General features: G+C 37.5%; 16 protein-coding genes. 5 read left to right on the plus strand and 11 right to left on the minus strand.

Annotation, left to right across the window (positions count from 1 at the left end):
- Positions 1 to 70: 70 nt before the first annotated feature.
- From ACQ4MX_RS09825 to ACQ4MX_RS09850, 6 genes are all read right to left on the minus strand, one after another.
- Entirely contained in the window at positions 71 to 1900 is a 1830-nt protein-coding gene (locus tag ACQ4MX_RS09825; RefSeq protein WP_431090357.1) for a DUF2357 domain-containing protein, read from the minus strand.
- Positions 1890 to 3869 carry a hypothetical protein gene (locus ACQ4MX_RS09830; protein ID WP_431090359.1) on the minus strand — a complete coding sequence of 660 codons (1980 nt, stop codon included), beginning with the start codon at positions 3867 to 3869 and terminating at the stop codon, positions 1890 to 1892. Before ACQ4MX_RS09830 ends, ACQ4MX_RS09825 begins: the two co-directional genes overlap by 11 nt.
- Positions 3866 to 5146 carry a hypothetical protein gene (locus ACQ4MX_RS09835; protein ID WP_431090360.1) on the minus strand — a complete coding sequence of 427 codons (1281 nt, stop codon included), beginning with the start codon at positions 5144 to 5146 and terminating at the stop codon, positions 3866 to 3868. The genes ACQ4MX_RS09830 and ACQ4MX_RS09835 overlap by 4 nt, the downstream gene beginning before the upstream one ends.
- 591 nt (positions 5147 to 5737) lie before the next feature.
- Complete coding sequence (locus ACQ4MX_RS09840; protein ID WP_431090361.1) at positions 5738 to 7021, minus strand: RES domain-containing protein; 1284 nt, start codon at positions 7019 to 7021, stop codon at positions 5738 to 5740.
- A 192-nt stretch (positions 7022 to 7213) separates the two neighbouring features.
- Entirely contained in the window at positions 7214 to 7492 is a 279-nt protein-coding gene (locus ACQ4MX_RS09845) for a hypothetical protein (RefSeq protein WP_431090362.1), read from the minus strand.
- 4 nt (positions 7493 to 7496) lie between these two features.
- Entirely contained in the window at positions 7497 to 7730 is a 234-nt protein-coding gene (locus ACQ4MX_RS09850) for a helix-turn-helix transcriptional regulator (protein WP_431090363.1), read from the minus strand.
- A 798-nt stretch (positions 7731 to 8528) separates the two neighbouring features.
- Between ACQ4MX_RS09850 and ACQ4MX_RS09855 the strand changes: the two genes are divergently transcribed.
- The 4 genes from ACQ4MX_RS09855 to ACQ4MX_RS09870 all read left to right on the plus strand — a co-directional run bounded on the left by ACQ4MX_RS09855 (position 8529) and on the right by ACQ4MX_RS09870 (position 13992).
- A complete protein-coding gene (locus ACQ4MX_RS09855) occupies positions 8529 to 8858 on the plus strand; it encodes a hypothetical protein (protein WP_431090364.1) in 330 nt (109 codons plus the stop codon).
- A gap of 864 nt (positions 8859 to 9722) precedes the next feature.
- Positions 9723 to 12983, plus strand: coding sequence for an EndoU domain-containing protein (locus tag ACQ4MX_RS09860; protein WP_431090365.1), 3261 nt, complete (start codon positions 9723 to 9725; stop codon positions 12981 to 12983).
- A gap of 18 nt (positions 12984 to 13001) precedes the next feature.
- A complete protein-coding gene (locus ACQ4MX_RS09865; RefSeq protein WP_431090366.1) occupies positions 13002 to 13304 on the plus strand; it encodes a hypothetical protein in 303 nt (100 codons plus the stop codon).
- Positions 13305 to 13704: 400 nt separating this feature from the next.
- On the plus strand, positions 13705 to 13992 hold the full coding sequence (locus ACQ4MX_RS09870) for a hypothetical protein (protein WP_431090367.1): 288 nt from the start codon (positions 13705 to 13707) through the stop codon (positions 13990 to 13992).
- A 59-nt stretch (positions 13993 to 14051) separates the two neighbouring features.
- Here ACQ4MX_RS09870 and ACQ4MX_RS09875 read toward each other — a convergent pair whose 3' ends face one another.
- The 3 genes from ACQ4MX_RS09875 to ACQ4MX_RS09885 all read right to left on the minus strand — a co-directional run bounded on the left by ACQ4MX_RS09875 (position 14052) and on the right by ACQ4MX_RS09885 (position 17108).
- Complete coding sequence (locus tag ACQ4MX_RS09875; protein ID WP_431090368.1) at positions 14052 to 15677, minus strand: recombinase family protein; 1626 nt, start codon at positions 15675 to 15677, stop codon at positions 14052 to 14054.
- Between the two features lie 90 nt (positions 15678 to 15767).
- Complete coding sequence (locus ACQ4MX_RS09880) at positions 15768 to 15893, minus strand: SHOCT domain-containing protein (RefSeq protein WP_404521938.1); 126 nt, start codon at positions 15891 to 15893, stop codon at positions 15768 to 15770.
- Between the two features lie 63 nt (positions 15894 to 15956).
- Positions 15957 to 17108 (minus strand): Ig-like domain-containing protein, encoded by a 1152-nt coding sequence (locus ACQ4MX_RS09885; RefSeq protein ID WP_431090369.1) that lies wholly within the window; start codon positions 17106 to 17108, stop codon positions 15957 to 15959.
- 215 nt (positions 17109 to 17323) lie between these two features.
- Here ACQ4MX_RS09885 and ACQ4MX_RS09890 point away from each other — a divergent pair.
- Positions 17324 to 18450 (plus strand): IS3 family transposase gene (locus ACQ4MX_RS09890; protein ID WP_431090370.1). Its coding sequence is split into 2 segments (ribosomal slippage): positions 17324 to 17573 and positions 17573 to 18450, totalling 1128 coding nucleotides; the frame shifts between segments, so codons are not numbered across the junction.
- A gap of 1 nt (position 18451) precedes the next feature.
- Here the strand turns inward: ACQ4MX_RS09890 and ACQ4MX_RS09895 are convergent.
- Both ACQ4MX_RS09895 and bluB read right to left on the minus strand, forming a co-directional pair.
- Complete coding sequence (locus ACQ4MX_RS09895) at positions 18452 to 18811, minus strand: phage portal protein (RefSeq protein ID WP_431090372.1); 360 nt, start codon at positions 18809 to 18811, stop codon at positions 18452 to 18454.
- Positions 18812 to 18965: 154 nt separating this feature from the next.
- On the minus strand, positions 18966 to 19601 hold the full coding sequence (gene bluB / locus ACQ4MX_RS09900; RefSeq protein WP_431090373.1) for a 5,6-dimethylbenzimidazole synthase: 636 nt from the start codon (positions 19599 to 19601) through the stop codon (positions 18966 to 18968).
- Between the last annotated feature and the right edge of the window lie 202 nt (positions 19602 to 19803).

Here is a 19803-nt window from a genome sequence, read left to right on the forward strand (position 1 = left end):
TCATATTAACTAAATTTTATTAGCATATTAATATTCTTCTATTAACTTAGATGATAATTATCTAATTTCACTAACAATATTCTGATTTACTTTCATTCAACCAATTGGCAAACTCTTGATATAGTTCATCATAACCGATCATTTGATCTTTGTTTAAATCAGGAAATAGTTGGATAAAAACGTAAGGGAAATCCTCCGTCTTTACCTGTGCTTCTGTATCTCGCGAATAAACGCATAAAACACTGCTTATAACAGATCTTCTACGACTTTGAACGGTATGTTCACCTCGGTAAAAGATATTTTGGTATTTGGATAACTGAATAGCTACAATACTTGTAAAGGCATCACTGAATAACGATTTGTATTTGCGATGCTTAGCATCTAAAACTAGCATTGAAATAAAGACATGGTGCTCACCTTTTTTATACAAGTCAATACGGATATCTGGTTGAATCAATTGAGAAGCAAAGAAATCATCATTATAAACTTTTGCATCTTCCCTCAGATGAATCACCTTATCATACCAAACATGAGCGACTAAATCTTCATTTTCCAGTTCGATACAAAATCCTGAGTTTAGCTCCTGTAATTTTTCTAAGTCACACGTATCACTTATACCAAAGCCATACTTCTGAAGCATACTGACAACTTGGAAATAAACAAACTGCTCATAGATTTTCCATGTTGGCTTTAGAATTTGCACTACATGTTTAGAATTTCCATCATCAAAAATTGATTTTTTACAATCTACATATAATTCGTAAACATCCCTATAATTTCTGTTTTTTAAATGTATTCTTTTTTTTATCAGTTCAACTTCCTTTAAATTAGTTGATGTGAGAATGAAAGTTAATCTGCCAATAATATTATTAATCAATTTTCTCCATTTTACTAATATTGCAATTTTGCGCTCTGCACTTTTTATGTCATCAGAAAGTCGGAAAATTGTAGAATGCAATGAATCTTTGGATGCCTGAGAGATCTCTCTTTCGTTCCAAAGCACTGCTCTTCGCTGTTCCCTTTGAAGTTTCTCTTCTTCCTTTGAATGAATAATCATTAATTCGCGCTTATAATCTTCTTCTAATTCCTTTTCTATATTTAACATATCATTTTTCCATGAAATAAGAATATGCTTAATCCATCTGTTTTCAGGTATATTTACAGACAACACCTTTTTTTTATTCAATTCCATAGATGTTCCACGTATAGTTTTCCAACGCAAGCTCTTATGATCTGTCTTTTTCTGATATAAATTTGGAACATAATCTGTGATTACTTGTTCAGGTATGCTTCTTTGCAACCTAGAAAGAGTTGAGACTATTTTTTCTTTTTTATTCACCAAGGTAAGAACATAATCGTAATATGATTTTGATTTAAGAACTAAATAATCACTGCTAGTCGATTTTGAAGTGTACATAAGTTCATAACAAATACCTTCAACTTCTTTTTCTAGTAGCAGATGCAAGTGTTGTACTTGGTCGATACTCAAATGAATTGGCGCGACAAAAATGCCAGAAATATAACTTTTATTTTGATAGTGAACCTCAATAAAATAAACGCCCATTCTCCACGGAAACTCTCGTTTACTTTCATTTTTATACAAATAATCATTATTATTTCTTTGACTTATCGGCACAGTGAACAATATCTGTTGTCCTATTTCATCGTACGTACTTGTTTCAATTACCACTTTAGCATTATAGTCAAAATTATGTCCTTCTTTTGAATATAATCGAACACCGATCTGTACTCCTTCTTTGACTTGGATTAGATTTCGAATAGAATTAGCCGCTACTTCCTGATGTCCGTCCCAAAAATCAGTTACATTTTTAATTTGATGTTCTTGATTTCCAGTAAAGAATTCCAATACAAACGGCAAAGCATCGTCTTTATAATACATACCCGTTCCTCGTCAGTTCTTTGGCTTTCTGAAATAAAAAATTTAGCGAAGTTTTAAATTCAGCTTCATCAGTTCTTTCTTCCATTAGAAGTCTAGCTATAAGTCCTTGTTGATAGCGATTACTCTCAAGTTCAAAAGTACCAACCAACTCTTGCATTTGTTCGCGATGCCCACGAATTTTAGTTAAAATACGTTGTTTAATTTGGTAATCAAAAGCGGTCTGCCTTGTAACCAAAGGGTTGCCATCATAATCACAAGGAATATTAGACAAATATTTCCCGATACCCTTTGCAGTCCTAAAACTTACTCCTATTTGAGAATCATACTCACGTATTAGATCATGCAAACTATCAAGCAATGAAATTTCATTTTCCTCTAGATGTTCCTCTTTGTTCATCCAGTCATTCCGGTATATATTCCGGTTAACAGTAGTTTCCCTATCATATTCATTATTGTCTTTTTCTTTAGCAACATAGGCTTCCCCAAATGTTAATTTTTCTAAAAAGATTACATTCATTCGATCAAGCATACGATTTGAGAAGTCTTTGGTCGTTTCATCAAAGTTTGCTGTACCTACAAAGAGTATATTGTTATTTATAGGAATCCCACCTTTTAATTTCCTATTATAACAAACAGCATCTTGACTGAAAATTTGCAGTTTCCGTTGTTCTTGGGGAAGCTCCAGCAATGAAACAAATGGACTGAAATAGTGCTCTACTTGTCCTAAATTCATCTCATCAAAAAGCACCATAAACAGTTCGGTTTTTTCCTCATTAGCTCGTTCAAGAAATGAAACAAGCCCTGTTTCACTTTCCATAAAAATACCCAACTGATGATTTAAATATCCAAGAATATCTGTTGGTTCCGTATAAGAAGGAGAAATGGGGACAATTAATAAATTTTCATCTTTTTTAAGTCCAAGTGCTTTAGCATAAAGTAAAGCAAGCTGAGTTTTACCTGTTCCACTCATTCCACCAAGAACAGCCATATTTCCAGTCTTTAATGCAGTATGGAAATTAATCAAAGCTTCCTCTTCTTGATATATGAGTCCTTCTTCTAATGCCAATCCTTTTAACCTTTCGATAAAGTCAACTTCACTCAAAGTCGTATTTTCCTCAATACTATAGCTTTTTTTCCTATCTTTTTCTTCTTTTCTTGTTGTCTCTTGCTGACCAATTGAAGAACCATGTGTATTAAAATGATCTCGCAGTTTTCCGGCAAATTTTGCAGATATGAACCCGAGTTCACGATATGCACATTTAATTTCATCCCAAAATTCAGTGAACTCGCTTAATGGCAATTTTTTGATAAGCTCAGGTTTCGTTGCATAATATGTAGTCATATTCTGAGCGCTAGATTGGAGAATATCTTGTTCTGGAATAAAATACAAAAAACCATCACAAAGAATAAACTCTGGTATTTCCATATGATTTGGATAATCCACAAGCTGAATTGGTGTATTTTCCATACATGCTTTTTCAAATCGAACAGCAGGTACTCCTTTTTTCACCTGAGGAATAGTAATGTAGTCATTAGCGTCTACTTTATCGTCGGAAACCAAAACAATTTCGAAGTTATAATGATATCTATGTCCGGTGTTATCATTGCGATTTGACAATTTTGGTTTAAATAAAATTAACTTTCCCGATAAATGTTCTCTTAAAAACTGCACTTTATCCGGCTGCTCGTAATATTTTATACTCTGTAAGTATCTACTATTGCGATCATCAAAAGAAACATAACATTCTTTCGGCTCTTTTCCTAAACTATTTAATATCTTAGGCTCATCACTTACAGCCTGTAAATAAAATACTATTATACAGTCATTTCTGTGACTTTTTGTAACCGACCTTCGGTCTTGTCCTAACGGTGGTATAATATTAGGGTCAGAATCATCTGCCAATCTACCTAATATATAGCAATTATTTATCTCTCGTTTAGTTTTATCATTAATTTCAATTAGCGTCATAGTTCGTATTCCTCCATGTCTTCGTCCTTAAAGATATCTATATACTGTCTAATTAATTCGAGATTATCACTGTATTCTTCAAAATTAAAACCACTTTGTAAAAAAAAATGTCTGATATCTACCCATTCTCTCGTATTTGTAAAACACCTTCGGTCAATAAACCATATTTTGTCCTTTAGATTATTTATACTTCCATTTTGCTTCTCTTGTAACAAAAATTTTTTCGTAAAAGCGTTCTTCTTAAATAGCGTCTTTATTTGGATATCTGTCGTGTCTGTTATTATTACAGCCTGATTGATTTCTGGTACTAAATCATCCATTATGTGTTTATATTCGTTTAATGCCACTAATTCACGTTCAATTCCTCTTCGTTCTTCCTTTAATCTTTCAACTTCATCATCCTTAATCTGCAACTTGTATTTTATAACTTCTAATTGGTCTCCAATTTCATTTGAATGAGCGGATAGTTCGTGATTTAACTTTCTTTCTAAATCCAACTGGTTGTTTAAATTTTCTAATCGATTCTCAGAAACGGAATGATCCATTAGAATATGATCTAGCTTTTCTTGAGCATACCTCTCTTTCTCCTTTTCATACAGTCGATAAACTCCATATTTAAGCTGCTCAAAGCCATATAAGTGTACTAATAAAAACGTTCCAATAAATCGTTTGACTTGATCTAAACCTGTGACATATGCCAATCTAAGATCATCGGATTTATTCTCTAGATTTTTTTTGATTTCATCTAGATGTTTATTTTCTCCAATTTCATGAATGAAATTAGTATAATCCTCAATTTTCGGAAATTCTTCTTCCTGCATAAGCAGTTTAATCGTCAAGTCCCTAGTTGAAAATAATCCAAAAAAGATATCTCTTCCTTCTACTGCATTAGTTTTTATATGATCGTTATATTCTCGATAATTGTCTTGAAACCATTGGTGCAATAGTGCTAACTTTTGGTATGGTCTTAGTGATGGATGTACACTTATTCCAAGCATAAATTTGTTAATATCACTTTTATTTAAATCAGTCGTCTCATGTTCTACTTCCTTTGTTATGCGTTCATAAAACAAATGAATCGGTACTTTCCCTCTTGAAATTTTTTTGGAACCAATTCCTTTTGCAAGTGCACTATAAACGAGTTCCCTTATTTGTTCTACCGATCTGCTCGATAAATAATCTTTACGAAAACCATTAATGTTCAAATTAAATAGGCTGCATATTTGAAGCATGTCAGATTTAGACATTATCTTCGGCAGCCACTCACTTTCATGCATACATTATATCTCCTTCTTCTTAAAGTGATACATTTTCCATCTGATAAAAGGAATTTTAGAGAAATACAAAACATATACGGATTATATAAATTATGCTATGTTATGAATAATATTTTTTCCAATTCATTATGTCTTCTTTCTACATATTCTTGACCTCCTCATAAAAGGACTATATACCTAATAAAAAATCTCAAAAAAAATATTTCCCTACTAAAATCTGCATAAATCTTCTTTATTCCTTAAACTATAGCATATATAAGGAGATATATGGAACAAAAAAAGACCTTGTTTAATACCAAGGGCCTAATTTAGAGTATGTGCACAATTTTTGTGAATTTTAGTTTAATCTCGATTAATGAAGCTTATTTAAAATGCTCTATACCACCACCGTAGACGCCACTCATAAATGTACGGGCCTGAGGGGATGTCCCTCCAGCTTTCTGTCTAGAAGAGTGTGGACGATCCATTGCTCTGATTGAGCATCTGGAGTTGACTCATCAGATCGAGCAAATATTAAATTATTGAAGCTAAATAAAGGCTCAACCTTATAAACCATTAAATAATTTTACTTCAAATCGTAATTGCTTTTTGTTAAATTATTAATCTCAACATTTCATCAATACTCTTTTCCCGATATCGACTATTTTCGTAAGATACCCTAACGCTGAACGGTTCTGTATCGCTCATAACTCTTAATAGTTCTTTTAGTTTTCCATTATCAAATAGTGCGTAATTATCATATCCCAATTCAGCATTTCCAACCCCACTATACTTAATACCATCATATCCAACAGCTTCACAACAGGAACCAACAAAGTTAGTAATCAGATATTCTTGTTTCAATAATTTGCTTTCAGAATTTAGTGTAGCTATAAAACCTTCAAAATCTTCAAAAGCTTCATCCATATCAAATAATTTCACTTCATGATTAACTTCAAATGTAACAATATCAATAATCTGTTCATTTGTTGGATGAAGTTCAAAAGGTACTGCCTCTTTTTGGTTACTGCAATAAAGAACTGATTTGCCAATTGAATTATATCTCCCATGATTAGCTATTCCGTGGGGAGGATTCCACATTTCGTGTTCTAGAAATGATTTTTCATCCTTATATCTCATCCTTCCTCTAAAAAGTTTTTCTTCCTTACTAAGAACAACAAAATTGCCTCTATCCATACTTTGTTTAATTGCTTTGTAAAGCTTCTCTCCTGTTTCATCTAAGAGAGCTAACATTGGTTGTTGATACAAAAACTTTTTAAAAACTTCAAGTTCATACTCATGAATAGATATATCAAATTTATTTGCAAATTTAATGATATTCCATCCCCAAAACTCATTCACTTCACTTTTAAGATAAACTTTATCCCACTTATCAAACTTATTATTATTTGGATTTCCATGTATATATCTAGTAGTTCCATAGCCACATTCTTGACATACGAGTAATTTCGAAATCAAATCAAAAGTATTTTCAGGCAAATAATTTTCCTCTAATATTGAAGTGATATAAGTTCCATACTTATTCTCATCTATCAAATTACGAGGTTCGCCTTTATTAACGTTATAAACATGTCTTTCAATTATGTAGCCACTACAATTATCACAGCAATAAATTTCTCTAGAAACTTTTGATGCAATTTTTTCTAATGCCGTTCTCATGAATGTATTATACTCATCTTCATTATCAAAATATAAATCTCTAAACTGTAAATCTCGACTACAACGCTTACACCTTAATTTAGTATTAGGATTATAACCAACAATATTTATTGGAGCTTCCTGAATATCTACAATTCTAATCATATTGTACCATAAAGGTTTAATAAGCCCAGTACAATGAAAGCAAATAATGCTACTCATCTTTTTATCCATCATGCCCACTCCTTAAAATAAATCAGCCTCTTCGCTACTCGACATGGCTAGGCTGGTAAGCATCGCGAAGTCCCTATGCCTCTCAGCTTTAGCGAGTACTCATACCCACAGAGGCTCCATATCAAATCTCTCTAACAACCTAATTAAAAGTGTCTTTAACCACGCAGTATAGCGTAGAGCCATAATTCTTTGAGTTCAAGATAATTTCCTTCTCTCAATAAGCAAAAGAACAATGTACACGACTAATACGCCAGCAAAAAGATAATCATAGTACATTTTGTATGTAACTAAGTCAAAATTATAGTACACAGAGATAAGATTACCCCCAGTATAACCCATAAATAATAAAGAAAATGCATAATTTAGGGGTCTGCTAATAATGTGCTTCCACCGTTCATCTTTTCCTTCTCTAACCGAAAAAATAAAATTTAATAGTATCCCTACTAAAATAATAATACTTATCCAAATACCCATCGTATTATTCCTCCTCGTTTTCTTCATAAACTGCAAAATGAAATACTTCAGTAATTTCTTTTTTAAATACATATGCTATGGCAAATGCAAGCTCAAGCGACGGCACAAACTTATTGTTCTCAATTGCAGCAATCGTTTGTCTTGTTACGCCTAGTTCTTTGGCTAGGTCTGTTTGGGTCCATCTCCGTTCAGCACGCAGTAAATAAACTTGGTTGCTGATATCGCCAAATGCAAACATGAAAAAACCTCCTCTCATTATTATAGTAATATTATAATAACATTTTGTGAAGTAAATATAACATTTAGAACAGTTTATAAAACAAAATGTAATTACAATAATACAAAAAACCTCCCATAAAAGGAGGCTCAAAAATTCACTTTCATTATTAATCGGAGGATGCATCCTTCTCATATACCTCTACCACGCACTCCATATGCCATGTGAATAAAAATAATACATATTCCCGCACTCAACCCTAAAGCGATTTTTTGAATGCAGGAACATATTCAAATTACCCTCTAGCCCTCGTACATCAATGCTTATTATCCCGATATATTACTACCACGCACTCCACATGTGTCGAGTGGATGGAAAGGATATATACCCCTCTCGCCTCCTATTATACGGTATATCTACTCTAACCATCCCTTCCATATCTTCTAATTCCAGAAATACACATAGTAAATACCGCTTCCAATGGGTCATACTGTAAACTAAATTTCTCTTTTAACCGATAAATACATATGCTGGGTTTAGGAATAACAATATAGGCTTGCTTGGAATTTTCAAAATGGCACTTATTAAACACAACTACAGAAGGAGACACCTATGGAAAACATCGTGATGTACGGTCATATCGAGCCAAATGTACTAGTGGAGGATTGTTTATTCCCATATGAAATATGGTTTCCTGTAATTTAGGAGTCTGTCTATCATTTCGTGTAAACTTTTTTACGCCCCCTTAATTCTATTATCCAATCTTCGACGAGGGGGACTCACTATTAACGTAAACATAACCAGAAAGGAAGTTTTCATGTGATTGTTTGGAAGGGTTTTGGTATTTTAAATATTGTTATTCCAGGGATTTTATTTGTTATTGTCGGGAGTTTAGTATCCGCTCTAGGACTTGACTCAATAGATTCCCGGCTGCCGATGGCTTTTGTATTCATTGTGTCTGGAGTTATTATCTGGTATCTGGGGAAAGCACTCAACGCCGACTCGGACAAAGTGCTAGTTGATATGGAAACGGGGCAACGCTATCGAATGGGAACCCAGAACAGTCTGTTTTTTATCCCTATGCATTATTGGGGCCCTGCCGGTCTAGTGATAGGATTTATTTTAATAGTTGCAACGATAGTTACATAACGTTGATTGCAAAACATGAGCAATTCCTTGATCAAGGTGTGCCTGTAAAGTAATATAAAGTGTACGTTTCCTGATTCTCCGATGCATAATCTATATAGAACCCACAATGCGAGCCAGTCACTCCTCCTATTGTGGTCTCTTTTTCCTTTTGTCCCTGTCGCAGCTGCAGGTGAAAATAGACCCCATCCAGTGCCGAATGAATCGGGCGGCTTACCCCAATCAGAATTAACCTTCATCAGTCCCGTATGAGATTTGCTAATATGGATGTACGCACAATAATGCTTGACATATAACCTAAATACCGCTGTAGCGTTACATTAAACAGGTCAATACCACCATGATTGACCTGTTTAATGTATATGTCCCCCCTCCCCGTTCATCACGCACCGACATTAAATGGAAACGAAGAAGCCTATCGAATGTCCGTGGACATAGCCATGATTACAGGCGGGCAAGCCGCAGAATTTGTGGCCCTCTTCTTGATATTGTCGTCCGTTCTTGGTACGAGTAGAATGATGTGTCGAGACGAGGGAAGGGATAGCCCCTCTCGCCTCATATTATATGGTATCTCCATTCTAAATTCCTCTCTTCCCATACCTCTCCCTTCCAGTATTACACATAGTAAATACCCCAACGAATGGGTCATTCTGTAAACTAAATCTCTCTTTCAACCGATAAATACATATGCTGGGTTGTTTATTAAATATCACCTCTCGTACCTTTATACCAAGCAAACCTTGTAATACATATCTATCTTGACTCACTGTTGTACCCATCTGTGGCTTCTATAATCAGAAGCGAATTTAAAATAGCGTACGTTAATTGTAAATAACTATCGTATCTAGAAAGGAGACATAAACTCACTTGAGCCTACTATCAGATGGGATCGGGTATGAAAGCCTACGCTTTTATGGTCCCTTTCAGCCACTACACATCGAAAAACTTCAAATAACACGTACCATCAACGACCATGCCTTTTTACATATCAGTGGGTTGCTCTCCGAAGAACAGGGAGCCGCATGCATCGGACAAAATATGGAGCAAGAGCCGATTGTGATTCGTCAGTTGGATGATCAGGGACAATCGCTGAGAAGGCTGTTCCATGGGGTTGTAACGAGTATGTCCGTACAATGTGTGCGAGGCGTATATACATTTGAACTGGAGGCCGCTTCCCATTCCTATCAGATGGATATCAAGATCAAAAAGCGATCCTATCAGGATATTCACCGTACCTATGATCATCTGGTCACTGCACTGGTTCGAAAGTATCAGTACGGAGATGCCATTGATACGGTAAGCAACTATGCCAAACTGGAGACATTTGTTTTACAATATGAGGAGACCGATTGGGCGTTTTTAAAGCGTCTTGCTTCCCGCTTTGGCTCCGTACTTGTGCCAGAGGTAACCGCAGCCTCACCCAAAGTTTTCTTCGGGATGCCAGAAGGCAAGCAGTACAAGGTGGAACGAGATGTATTTTATCGGGTACGAAAAACGTTTCATGAGCTGGATACGGGAAAACCAGGGGAACATGCTGGCTCATATGTCACTTATATGATCGAAAGTCTGCAATACTATGCGCTGGGCAACCTTATCACGTTGCCCATTGGACAAGGCAAAGAGTTGGTCGTCGTTCGGGCAGTAACAACGTTAGCAGATGGCTTACTGCGTACTCGTTATGATCTTCAAGCTGAACAGGATATCCGCTATGCCCGTTATGAAAACGATCAGGCTACCGGAATTTCATTGACAGGAACGGTGCTCAAGGTACAACAGGATTTCGTACAGCTTCAACTGGACATCGACCCGAAGCAAGATCCTACCAAAGCCTGCTGGTTTCCCGTAGCGACTCGATATGTAGCCGAAGAACATAGCGGATGGTACGATATGCCTGAAATCGGGGAACAGGTGGAGTTATATCTGCCTACACACCACGAACAGGATGCCTATGTAACGGATTCACTGCGACAACAACGCCACGCTCATGGACAACCAGAGGTTAAGGTCTGGCAGCATGCACAAGGAAGCGGCATAGAAATGTCGGAGCAAGAACTGACCCTGTCCACCTCGGATGGATTTTCAATTACACTAAATGAAGATGGTGGCATTACCGTTAACAGTCCGGGGAATGTGCAGATTCAGGGTGGTCATGTGAAGCTCGATGCAGGTGAGGAACTATCTCTCGAAGCTGGTACGGCGCTATACTTAAAAGGTGGAGCCAGCAGCATGGTGCTCGATGGCGAAACGGATACCAAAGCTCCGGTGATATATCAGGAAGGTACGGTAAAAGCTCCCGTTTTCGTAGCTGACCTCCCTCCTGTACCTGAGCCTCCATTGATGAGCATCAAAGCGTATGAAGCAGCTCAATCAGCAGCCAAGGATTCATCTAGCAGCCAAGCCTCTACCCCTAAAGCAAAAATTACGACTCCAGCTGAGCTTCAGAAGGCTAATGCTTTGATGGGGACAGTATCCAAGCTATTAGGTTCCATTCCCGTAGTAGGGAACGTAGCCAATGTGATGTTGAATACGGTAGGTGGGCCAGCAGGTAAAGTGGCAGCAACGATATTACAAGCAACTGGAGCCATCCCCGTTCGAAGCAAGGGAACTCCTACGATTGGAGGCAACGGCAAGGATAGCGGGGTTCATCCGTTGAAATACTTGGCTGGTTTAGCCCTTGAGGGACTGATTAGTCAATACGAGCATGAGCAAGCGAGACAAGCCTACTATAGCAAGTGGATTTTGGGGAAAGTGTACACGAGTGCGCGTCATGTGGCGGATTCCGGTGGCCCATTAGAGCTAGTTCAAAACCTGCTGAAAGAGTCAAAGGCTATGGTTCATGCCTATCAGCAGGTTCCTAAAAGTGTTCGAGATAAAATGCTCAGGGATTATAAAGAACAAGAAAAAGCTAGAACTGAAGCTGCTCTTAAAGCAGAAAAAGAAGCTAGAGCTAAAGCTGTCCTTAAAGTAAAAAAAGAAGCTGCGCCACCAGAGCTGACAGAAGAAGACTACGAAAGAATCTGGCAGGATTATCTTAGGGCAGCATATACCGAAGACTTTACACCCAAACTTAAACCGGGGAGTTATCGAGGAGAAGATGGTCTTGTACGTACTCGTGACGGTAAACCGGATCGCCAATACTATAGTGAATGGAAACATAATTATCCCGGCGATTTCTTCATGCTAACTAGGAAGCAAGGAGTATCCGAAGAAGAGAAGAAATGGATGTTCTATGCTATTATCACAGAGAACCCTCTTATGTTTGGGGGTCGAGGGGGTATGGACCACACTAAAGAATTAAAGGGGATACTTTCAAAACTGGGTAGAGGAAAAGGGTTCTTTAATATTTCTTCTGGAGTAAGTGCAAAAGTAAGAGTCCAGGAATTATTAGCGAGACAACAAATAGAAGCTAGAGAAAACATAGCTACCCCAAAAAATAACCAAATTCTTGAAACCAAAGGCTACAAACCACAGCCAAATGAAAGGTTAACAACGAAAAACCAATATAAACAACAGGATCAACAGGCAAGGAAAATGCTACGAGAGACTGCCTCCAAGGCAACTAGAGAAGAAAATAATAAAATTCAAAAGAAGGTCATATATAATGTAACTAAGAGTACAAATACAAGAAAAGCCTCAAATATAAAAGAATATTTAAAAAAAGAAAAAGAAATTGTTAAATCGCAGGACAATATTCCACCTAAAACACATATAGTCAGTGAAAAATCATTGGACCATGCGAACATGGGTGATTTCACTAGAAATCCAAAAACAGGAAAGATATCGAAAATGAGTGGGGGTGGACATGGTCAGGATAATATAGATTTTCTTAAGAACAACGGAATTGAATATAATATAGAAAAAACTTATTCCAATGGAGTTAGGGTTGGTAATGTACCAGGACATAAGTCTAAAGGAAAAAGATCAGGTATTGGTCAAGCATGGTTTCCAAAAGAATGGACTAAGGCAGATATAAAGAATGCCGGAGAACATATTGCTAACATGCCTGAACACAAAGAAACAATGGATGGAATACCAATATTCGAAGAATTAAATGGTGTTAGAGTTGGCGTTATCAAAACGAATGGAGAGATAGGAACCATTTTCCCAGATAATATGCTACAACCATAATTTTAAGGAGGATATTTAATGTTTGAAGAAAAAGTTAGAGCAATCTTGGGTGCACGGGCATTACTTGATGATAACGATCCAAGAATAGAACAAAAATGGGATGAATTAATTAATTTACTGAGTGAAGACGAAAACTCAACTTTAAATTTCTTGCAGATATGCAATAAAACAGAGATTTCATATTTAAGTGAGGTTTTCGAAGAAGTGGCGTACAATTTACAGAGTAAAAAGTATATCGACATATTATATTCTTTAGATAAGAGATATCCAGACTTAGATTTAATAAGACATATTCACACCGCTGAGAGCTACATGGATTAGCCATTTGAAGCTCACAGTACCAATTACATCAATATTTAATAATTAACAAATTTTACTATATAATACCTACTTCAACTACCCCTTCGAAGTTTTACGCATACGACAGCAAAATATTATCGCTTGAATAGTGGAAAGCTGTTACTTAGAATAGGTCAGTTATGGTGAAAACCATCCATAATTGACCTATTTTCTCTACAGCACCGTTACTTTTAAACAGATAATCCCCATTAGAATGGATATAGTAAAAGCTAGCCACCCTAAAAAAGTTTATTATAGTGAAGTTCTTGTTCTCCCAAGCAAATAATCTGAAACTTAATTTCAAACAATAAACAATGACTTGCCATCCCTCCCCATCAGAGTTACCATACACACACTCAAACTACGGGAGGGAAAATGTATCATGTCAAATTGGCCAGATTGGTTTCTCGAAGCGTTACGCCAACGGTTTTATCAATTAGAACTAGCCAGTGAACAACAGGCTTCATGTTCATCAGAGGACAACAATCTATTCACTCAAATGGATCATTTCAAAATTAACCAAACCGAGGATATTCAGCATCTGCTATCCGAATGGGAAGAAGCAATAGGCTATCAACTAAGTCAGGACAAACAATCCATCTATATGGAAGGAGTTAAAGACGGGATTCGATTGATCCTTCCCGTCATACACTCCACAAATATTCGTTAGCCCATTGATCGTTTTAGCCTATGATTCGTTTACTCGTCAATACTTCTAACAATGATCTATTAATCTTCTATAATTTCATCTATGCTCATTCCACTTTTCAAGGTAAAAACAAAATGCGCTGGTGAGAGAATCGTGATCTTCTCCACCAACGCATTGAATAGGTTATCGTTAAGTTGTTCCAGTATATCTTGCCGCGAGCTTAGTACCTGAATGATTTCATCGACTCGTTCCTTGATTTTTGCTTTCTGATCCTCTTCCTCCTCTAATATCAGCATCTGTTGCCGTAGCTCATTGAGCTCGCTGGAAAGTCTGCTCGTTTCTTCATCATATACTGTCTCGTCAATCTGATTCCGCAGCTTGAGATTCACTAATTCCTTCAAGTCGGATTTCAATTGTTGCATCTTTCCTTCAATGTCCAATAGTGTTTCTTGCTCTACTTTGCCCGATAGTACCGATACAATATTCCCTTTCAACGTTCGTATGAATCTTTCCTTGTTCTCATACATCCGATTGAACAATCGTACAAACGCGGAATGTAAAACTTGTTCATCAACCGATTTGGCATCACATGCTGCTTTACCTTCATTGACATACGTTTTGCATTGCCATACCACTTTTTTGGATGGATTATTGCTGTTCCAGGTTCGGCGCTTAAAAATAGCTCCGCAGCATCCACAATATACCTTGCTACTGAGTGCATATTTACTGGAGTATCTTTTACTCTCCCCCATCACACTCCCTTTCAGCTTGGCTCTCCGTTCCTTTTCCTTTTGCACCGCTTCGAATATTTCCTTGGAAACAATCGGTTCATGGTTGTCCTCAATTAAATATTGCTGCTCCTGTCCTTTATTCCTTATTCGTTTATGGGTTAGAAAATCTACCGTTACCGTCTTTTGTTGCAGCAAGGCTCCATAATATTTCTCATTGGTCAGAATTAAGGTAATGGAGGAATCCCACCACGTATCGCCACCCGTGACTGTTTTAATGTGGTCTCGCATCAATCCTCTAGCAATCGCCTGATAGCTTTTTCCGTCCAGATACTCCTCATATATACGCCGCACAATCTCGGCTTCCTTCTCATTAATGACCAGTTCACCATGTTCATCCTTATCATAGCCGAGGAAGCGATTCGTGTTGCAGAAGACTTTGCCGTTTTGGAAGCCACGTAGTATGCCCCATCGGCTGTTTTCCGAAATGTTTCGACTCTCGTCTTGTGCAAGTGAACTCAGAATGGTCAGCAATACCTCACCTGTGGTATCCAGTGTATTAATATTCTCACGTTCAAAGAATACGGCGACTCCGAGACTTTTGAGTTCCCGTACATATTTCAATAAATCTAGTGTGTTTCTTGCAAATCTCGAAATCGACTTGACCAGAATCAGATCCAGTTTACCGTTTCGAGCATCCTGTATCATCCGGTTAAAGTGTGTTCTATTCTTGGTACTGGTTCCAGTGATCCCTTCATCGGCATAAATATCAGCCATTTCCCATTCCAAGTTGTTTTGAATGTATTGGGTATAGTAATTCACCTGATTCGTATAGCTCTCCTTTTGCTCCTCGGAATCGGTACTGACCCGGCAATAGGCAGCGACTTTCTTCTTTTGTATAGATTGAATTCCCTCTACGGTGTCCATCGTTTTAATGGGAACAATCACAACTTTTTTTGCGGATGCGGCTTGTGCCATAGACGTTTCTCCCTTCGATATCTTCTTTATACGGTCACATGGTATAATGCTTTCGGCACATCATCAAGTCCATTTCTGCCCATGTTATAGCTACTTGAAAGATTTTTTATTAAGCTGATCAATCGCAATAAATTCTTCTTCTGTTATCAACTGTTGTGATCTTAATTGCTTCAATAGACTCAGACTGAGCAAGTAATCAATAGATTTTCGTTGCATATGTATGTGCTCCTTTGAAATAAAAATGGCTCACCTCTAGGGCAAGCCGATAGATAATAAAGATTAAAATAAATTCTTAAGGCTAATGTTCTTTTCTGCGGACATGCTAGGATCACTTACTAAGGTGGCAGTCAGTGCAAGGGCTTTATTGTTCTCCCCACTACTGCTTCCTGCTTTTATCGTTACGCTATTTCCTGTGCTGGTTGTTATGATTCCCTTAGTAGGAGTCGAATCATCTTGATTTCGTAGGCTCCACTCTACAGACTGGTCAAACACTTCCACTCCATGATCATAGATATGACTGACGTATGATGCACTTTGGCCTGTTTTGAGAATGGGATTGCCAGTAATGGCTATCGAATAGATATGCGTTCCTGTTTCGACGACTCTCATTTCAATGGTACTTTGTACTGCTGGGTGATACGTTAATTTCGCAGTGATGCTTGCTTGTCCCAAAGCGATGCCCATAACCTGACCTTGCTGGTCTACGCTAATTACACTTGGGTCACTGGATGTATAGGTAATCGCTGGATTGGCTATCTCATTTCCATTATCCGCAGCGCTCACATTTAACTGTATTGTTTCGTTGAGCAGCACATGGGCTATCGTTCCCTGATTGATATGTAATGCGTATGTGTGAGCAGTTTCGTACTTCCATTTGTCCGCAATGTTATGTTCCACGTCATCATAAGCTGTATTTATGCTATCTAATGTGCAGCTTAGCTGAATAATGCCATTCATTGTGCGGTCAATTCCAGTCACTTTAAATGGCTGATGAGTCATATAAAATCGTTGGCTTAATGTAATACCCCTCGTATCTGCATTGTCCTGTAGACTAACCAGAATGTTGCCCTCCGTTATTGAAATAACTTTACCTGTTTCCATTGAAAACGTTCTGGCTTCTACCACAGCATCAAAGCATCTCACCTTTCCATTCCAATTCAACGCTAAACTTTGATTACACTTTCTCATTCTGCCTCGACAAGACTTTTCATTTCGATCCACCTGACTGGTGATCAGATACCGTTCATCACGATAATCAACGCTATCTCCTGTATGTAAGGGTGTTGCTGCTCGAATAATTTTTTCATCGGTCATTTGAATGGTATTTGTCGCATCCTGAATTAGAACAAGCTGTCGCACACCATTGATATGTACAGGCTCACCTTTTTCTCGCAGGAAGAAATCTATCATCGGCTCTAGGCTCCTTGTCACTCCTCCACCTCCAAACCAAAATCCTGCTTGCAGCGATACAGGTACAACTCCACATAATCACTCCATTCCTTCTTATCCAAAATAATAAAGACATCCTTACCAATTTGGACATAGCAGTTCGACAACAATAAGTGGATCGGCTACACTCTTCTAGACAGAAAAATTGTGGTCTAATATAGTAGACTACAGATGCACTCTAGAAGGAGCGAACGGACATGAAAAAAAAGGAAAGACGTACCTTTAGCACTGAATTTAAAGCACAGATGGTTCAACTCTATCAGAGTGGCAAACCACGCAAGGATATCATTCAAGAATATGATTTGAATCCTTCATCGTTAGATAAATGGGTGAAACAGAGTTCCACATCTGGATCCTTTAAAGAGAAAGACAACCGAACTCCAGAGGAATTAGAACTCATCGAACTTCGAAAACAGAACAAGCAACTGCTCATGGAGAATGACATTTTAAAGCAAGCCGCGCTGATCATGGGACGAAAGTAAATGTCATTCGCCAGAATAAACATAAATACTCGGTATCAGCCATGTGCGACGTCCTAAAACTCCCTAGAAGCACGTATTATTATGAAGAAAACAAAGTGGAAGTGACATCGGAGGATGAGCTTCCCTCCCTGATTATGGACATTTTTCAAAGCAGCCGCCAAAACTACGGTACGCGTAAGATTAAAAAAGAGCTGTACCAGCAAGGCCTTACGGTATCCAGGCGGAGAATTGGACGAATCATGAAGGAACTCGGGTTGGTTTCCTCGTATACAGTCGCCCAGTACAAGCCTCATCCCACGAGATGCAATGAAGCCAAGCAAGCGAATGTACTGGACCAGAAATTTGAGCAAGAGCAGGCGTTATCTGTTGTCGTAAGCGATCTGACGTACGTTAGAGTAGGTTCATATTGGAATTACGTATGCTTCTTTGTGGATCTGTTTAACCGCGAAATTATCGGTTACAGTGCGGGGCCACACAAGGATGCCAAGCTGGTTTACCGTGCTTTGGCTTCGATTAAGGGCAACCTGAATGACATTCAGCTCTTCCACACCGACCGAGGCAATGAATTCAAGAATAAGCTCATTGACGATGCGCTAGAGGCTTTTCAGATTGAACGTTCTTTGAGCATGAAAGGCTGTCCCTATGACAACGCCGTTGCGGAAGCCACGTTTAAAATTTTCAAAACAGAGTTTGTGAAGAAACGTCATTTTGAAAGTCTTGCTGAGCTAACCACAGAATTACATGACTATGTGCACTGGTTTAACCATATTCGGATTCACGGTTCTCTGGATTACTTGAGTCCGGCTGAGTTCAAGCAGAGGCACCGCAAAAAAATTGTCTAGTTTAGTGTTGACAATCCATCAATTCAAAACTCTCACCAAAGATTTCAGACTGTTTTCGAAGCTGTAAATTATGTTCTTTGTCCCAATGACTCATATGTACGTCTATGTTATGTATAGCTGTATCCTGATCTGACTTGAACACATAGTTTACTGGCTTACCGAGCAGATAACCCACTTCATTGTCTACAAACTTACGTGGGAAATTGAAAATAAGCTTTTGATTGCTTCGACTTTCTTGCATCGAATAGTTCTTCAGAATGGCATGCTGGCCATTATAGTAATCTGAATATTTCTGTTTGGCTATTGCAGCCGATTGGAGTTCGTTTAGACATTTTAATATGATGGACTCGGTTATTTGCAAATAGGCTCATCCTTTCAAAATGGGTTATGCGATTACTAGCTGTAAATTTTTTTCTTAAATCAATAAAAGAACCACCCTTAATAAGGTAGTTCCTTATTGAACTATCGTTTTCGCTAGCATCATATCTAAAGGAAAGATTCAATTATATCTCAAATTATTCCCAAACATTATGGTGTATTAGACTATTCAGATTTCGACGCCTCTCCCAATCTTCTTGTTCCAAGATTGGTTTTGTAGGATAAAAATCCGTATATCCCAATGAAATCAAAGCAATAGGGTCGATATGTGGCGGAATATTTAGTATTTCTCGTACGTCTGTTTTCTTGTAAAAACTAACCCATCCCATAGCTATTCCTTCTGCATAAGACGCCAACCACATATTTTGGATACAACAGGCGACGGATAGAATATCTGTTTCAGGAATAGAATTTCGCCCAAGTACATGTCCGCCACCTCTTGTGGGATCACATGTAATACAGATTGTTATAGGTGCTTCCCTTATACCCTCTAATTTTAACGAGAGGAATCTTGTCTTTTTTTCATCTTCATAGTGTATGGACAACGCTTGTATTTCTTTATGACATGCATATGCCAATCGTTCTTTAACCTCTTGAGAGTCAATGACAATAAAATCCCACGGTTGCATAAAACCAACGGAAGGTGCATGATGACCAGCCATTAATATGTTGTTTAACTTATCTTTGGATATGGGTTTTCCATTAAATGATCGAATATCTCTCCTTTCAAAAATGGCCTTAAATATACCTTCTCTTTCAGAATCATTTAACAATTTAATCCCTCCCTTAAAACAAAAATCCCCAACCTAAATAAGACTGAGAATGCGCTAGTACTCAGATTATTATGACAGAGCTTCAGACTCAAGTTTACATTGAAATAGGTATTTTAATGATATAACTCTAATATTATTTATACTTGAAATCAATACTGTCTCTTGCAGGTCATTATCAATCTGCAATCTAAACTGCCTGACC

It is taken from the genome of Paenibacillus sp. 8b26, from assembly GCF_050626875.1.
GTDB lineage: Bacteria > Bacillota > Bacilli > Paenibacillales > Paenibacillaceae > Paenibacillus.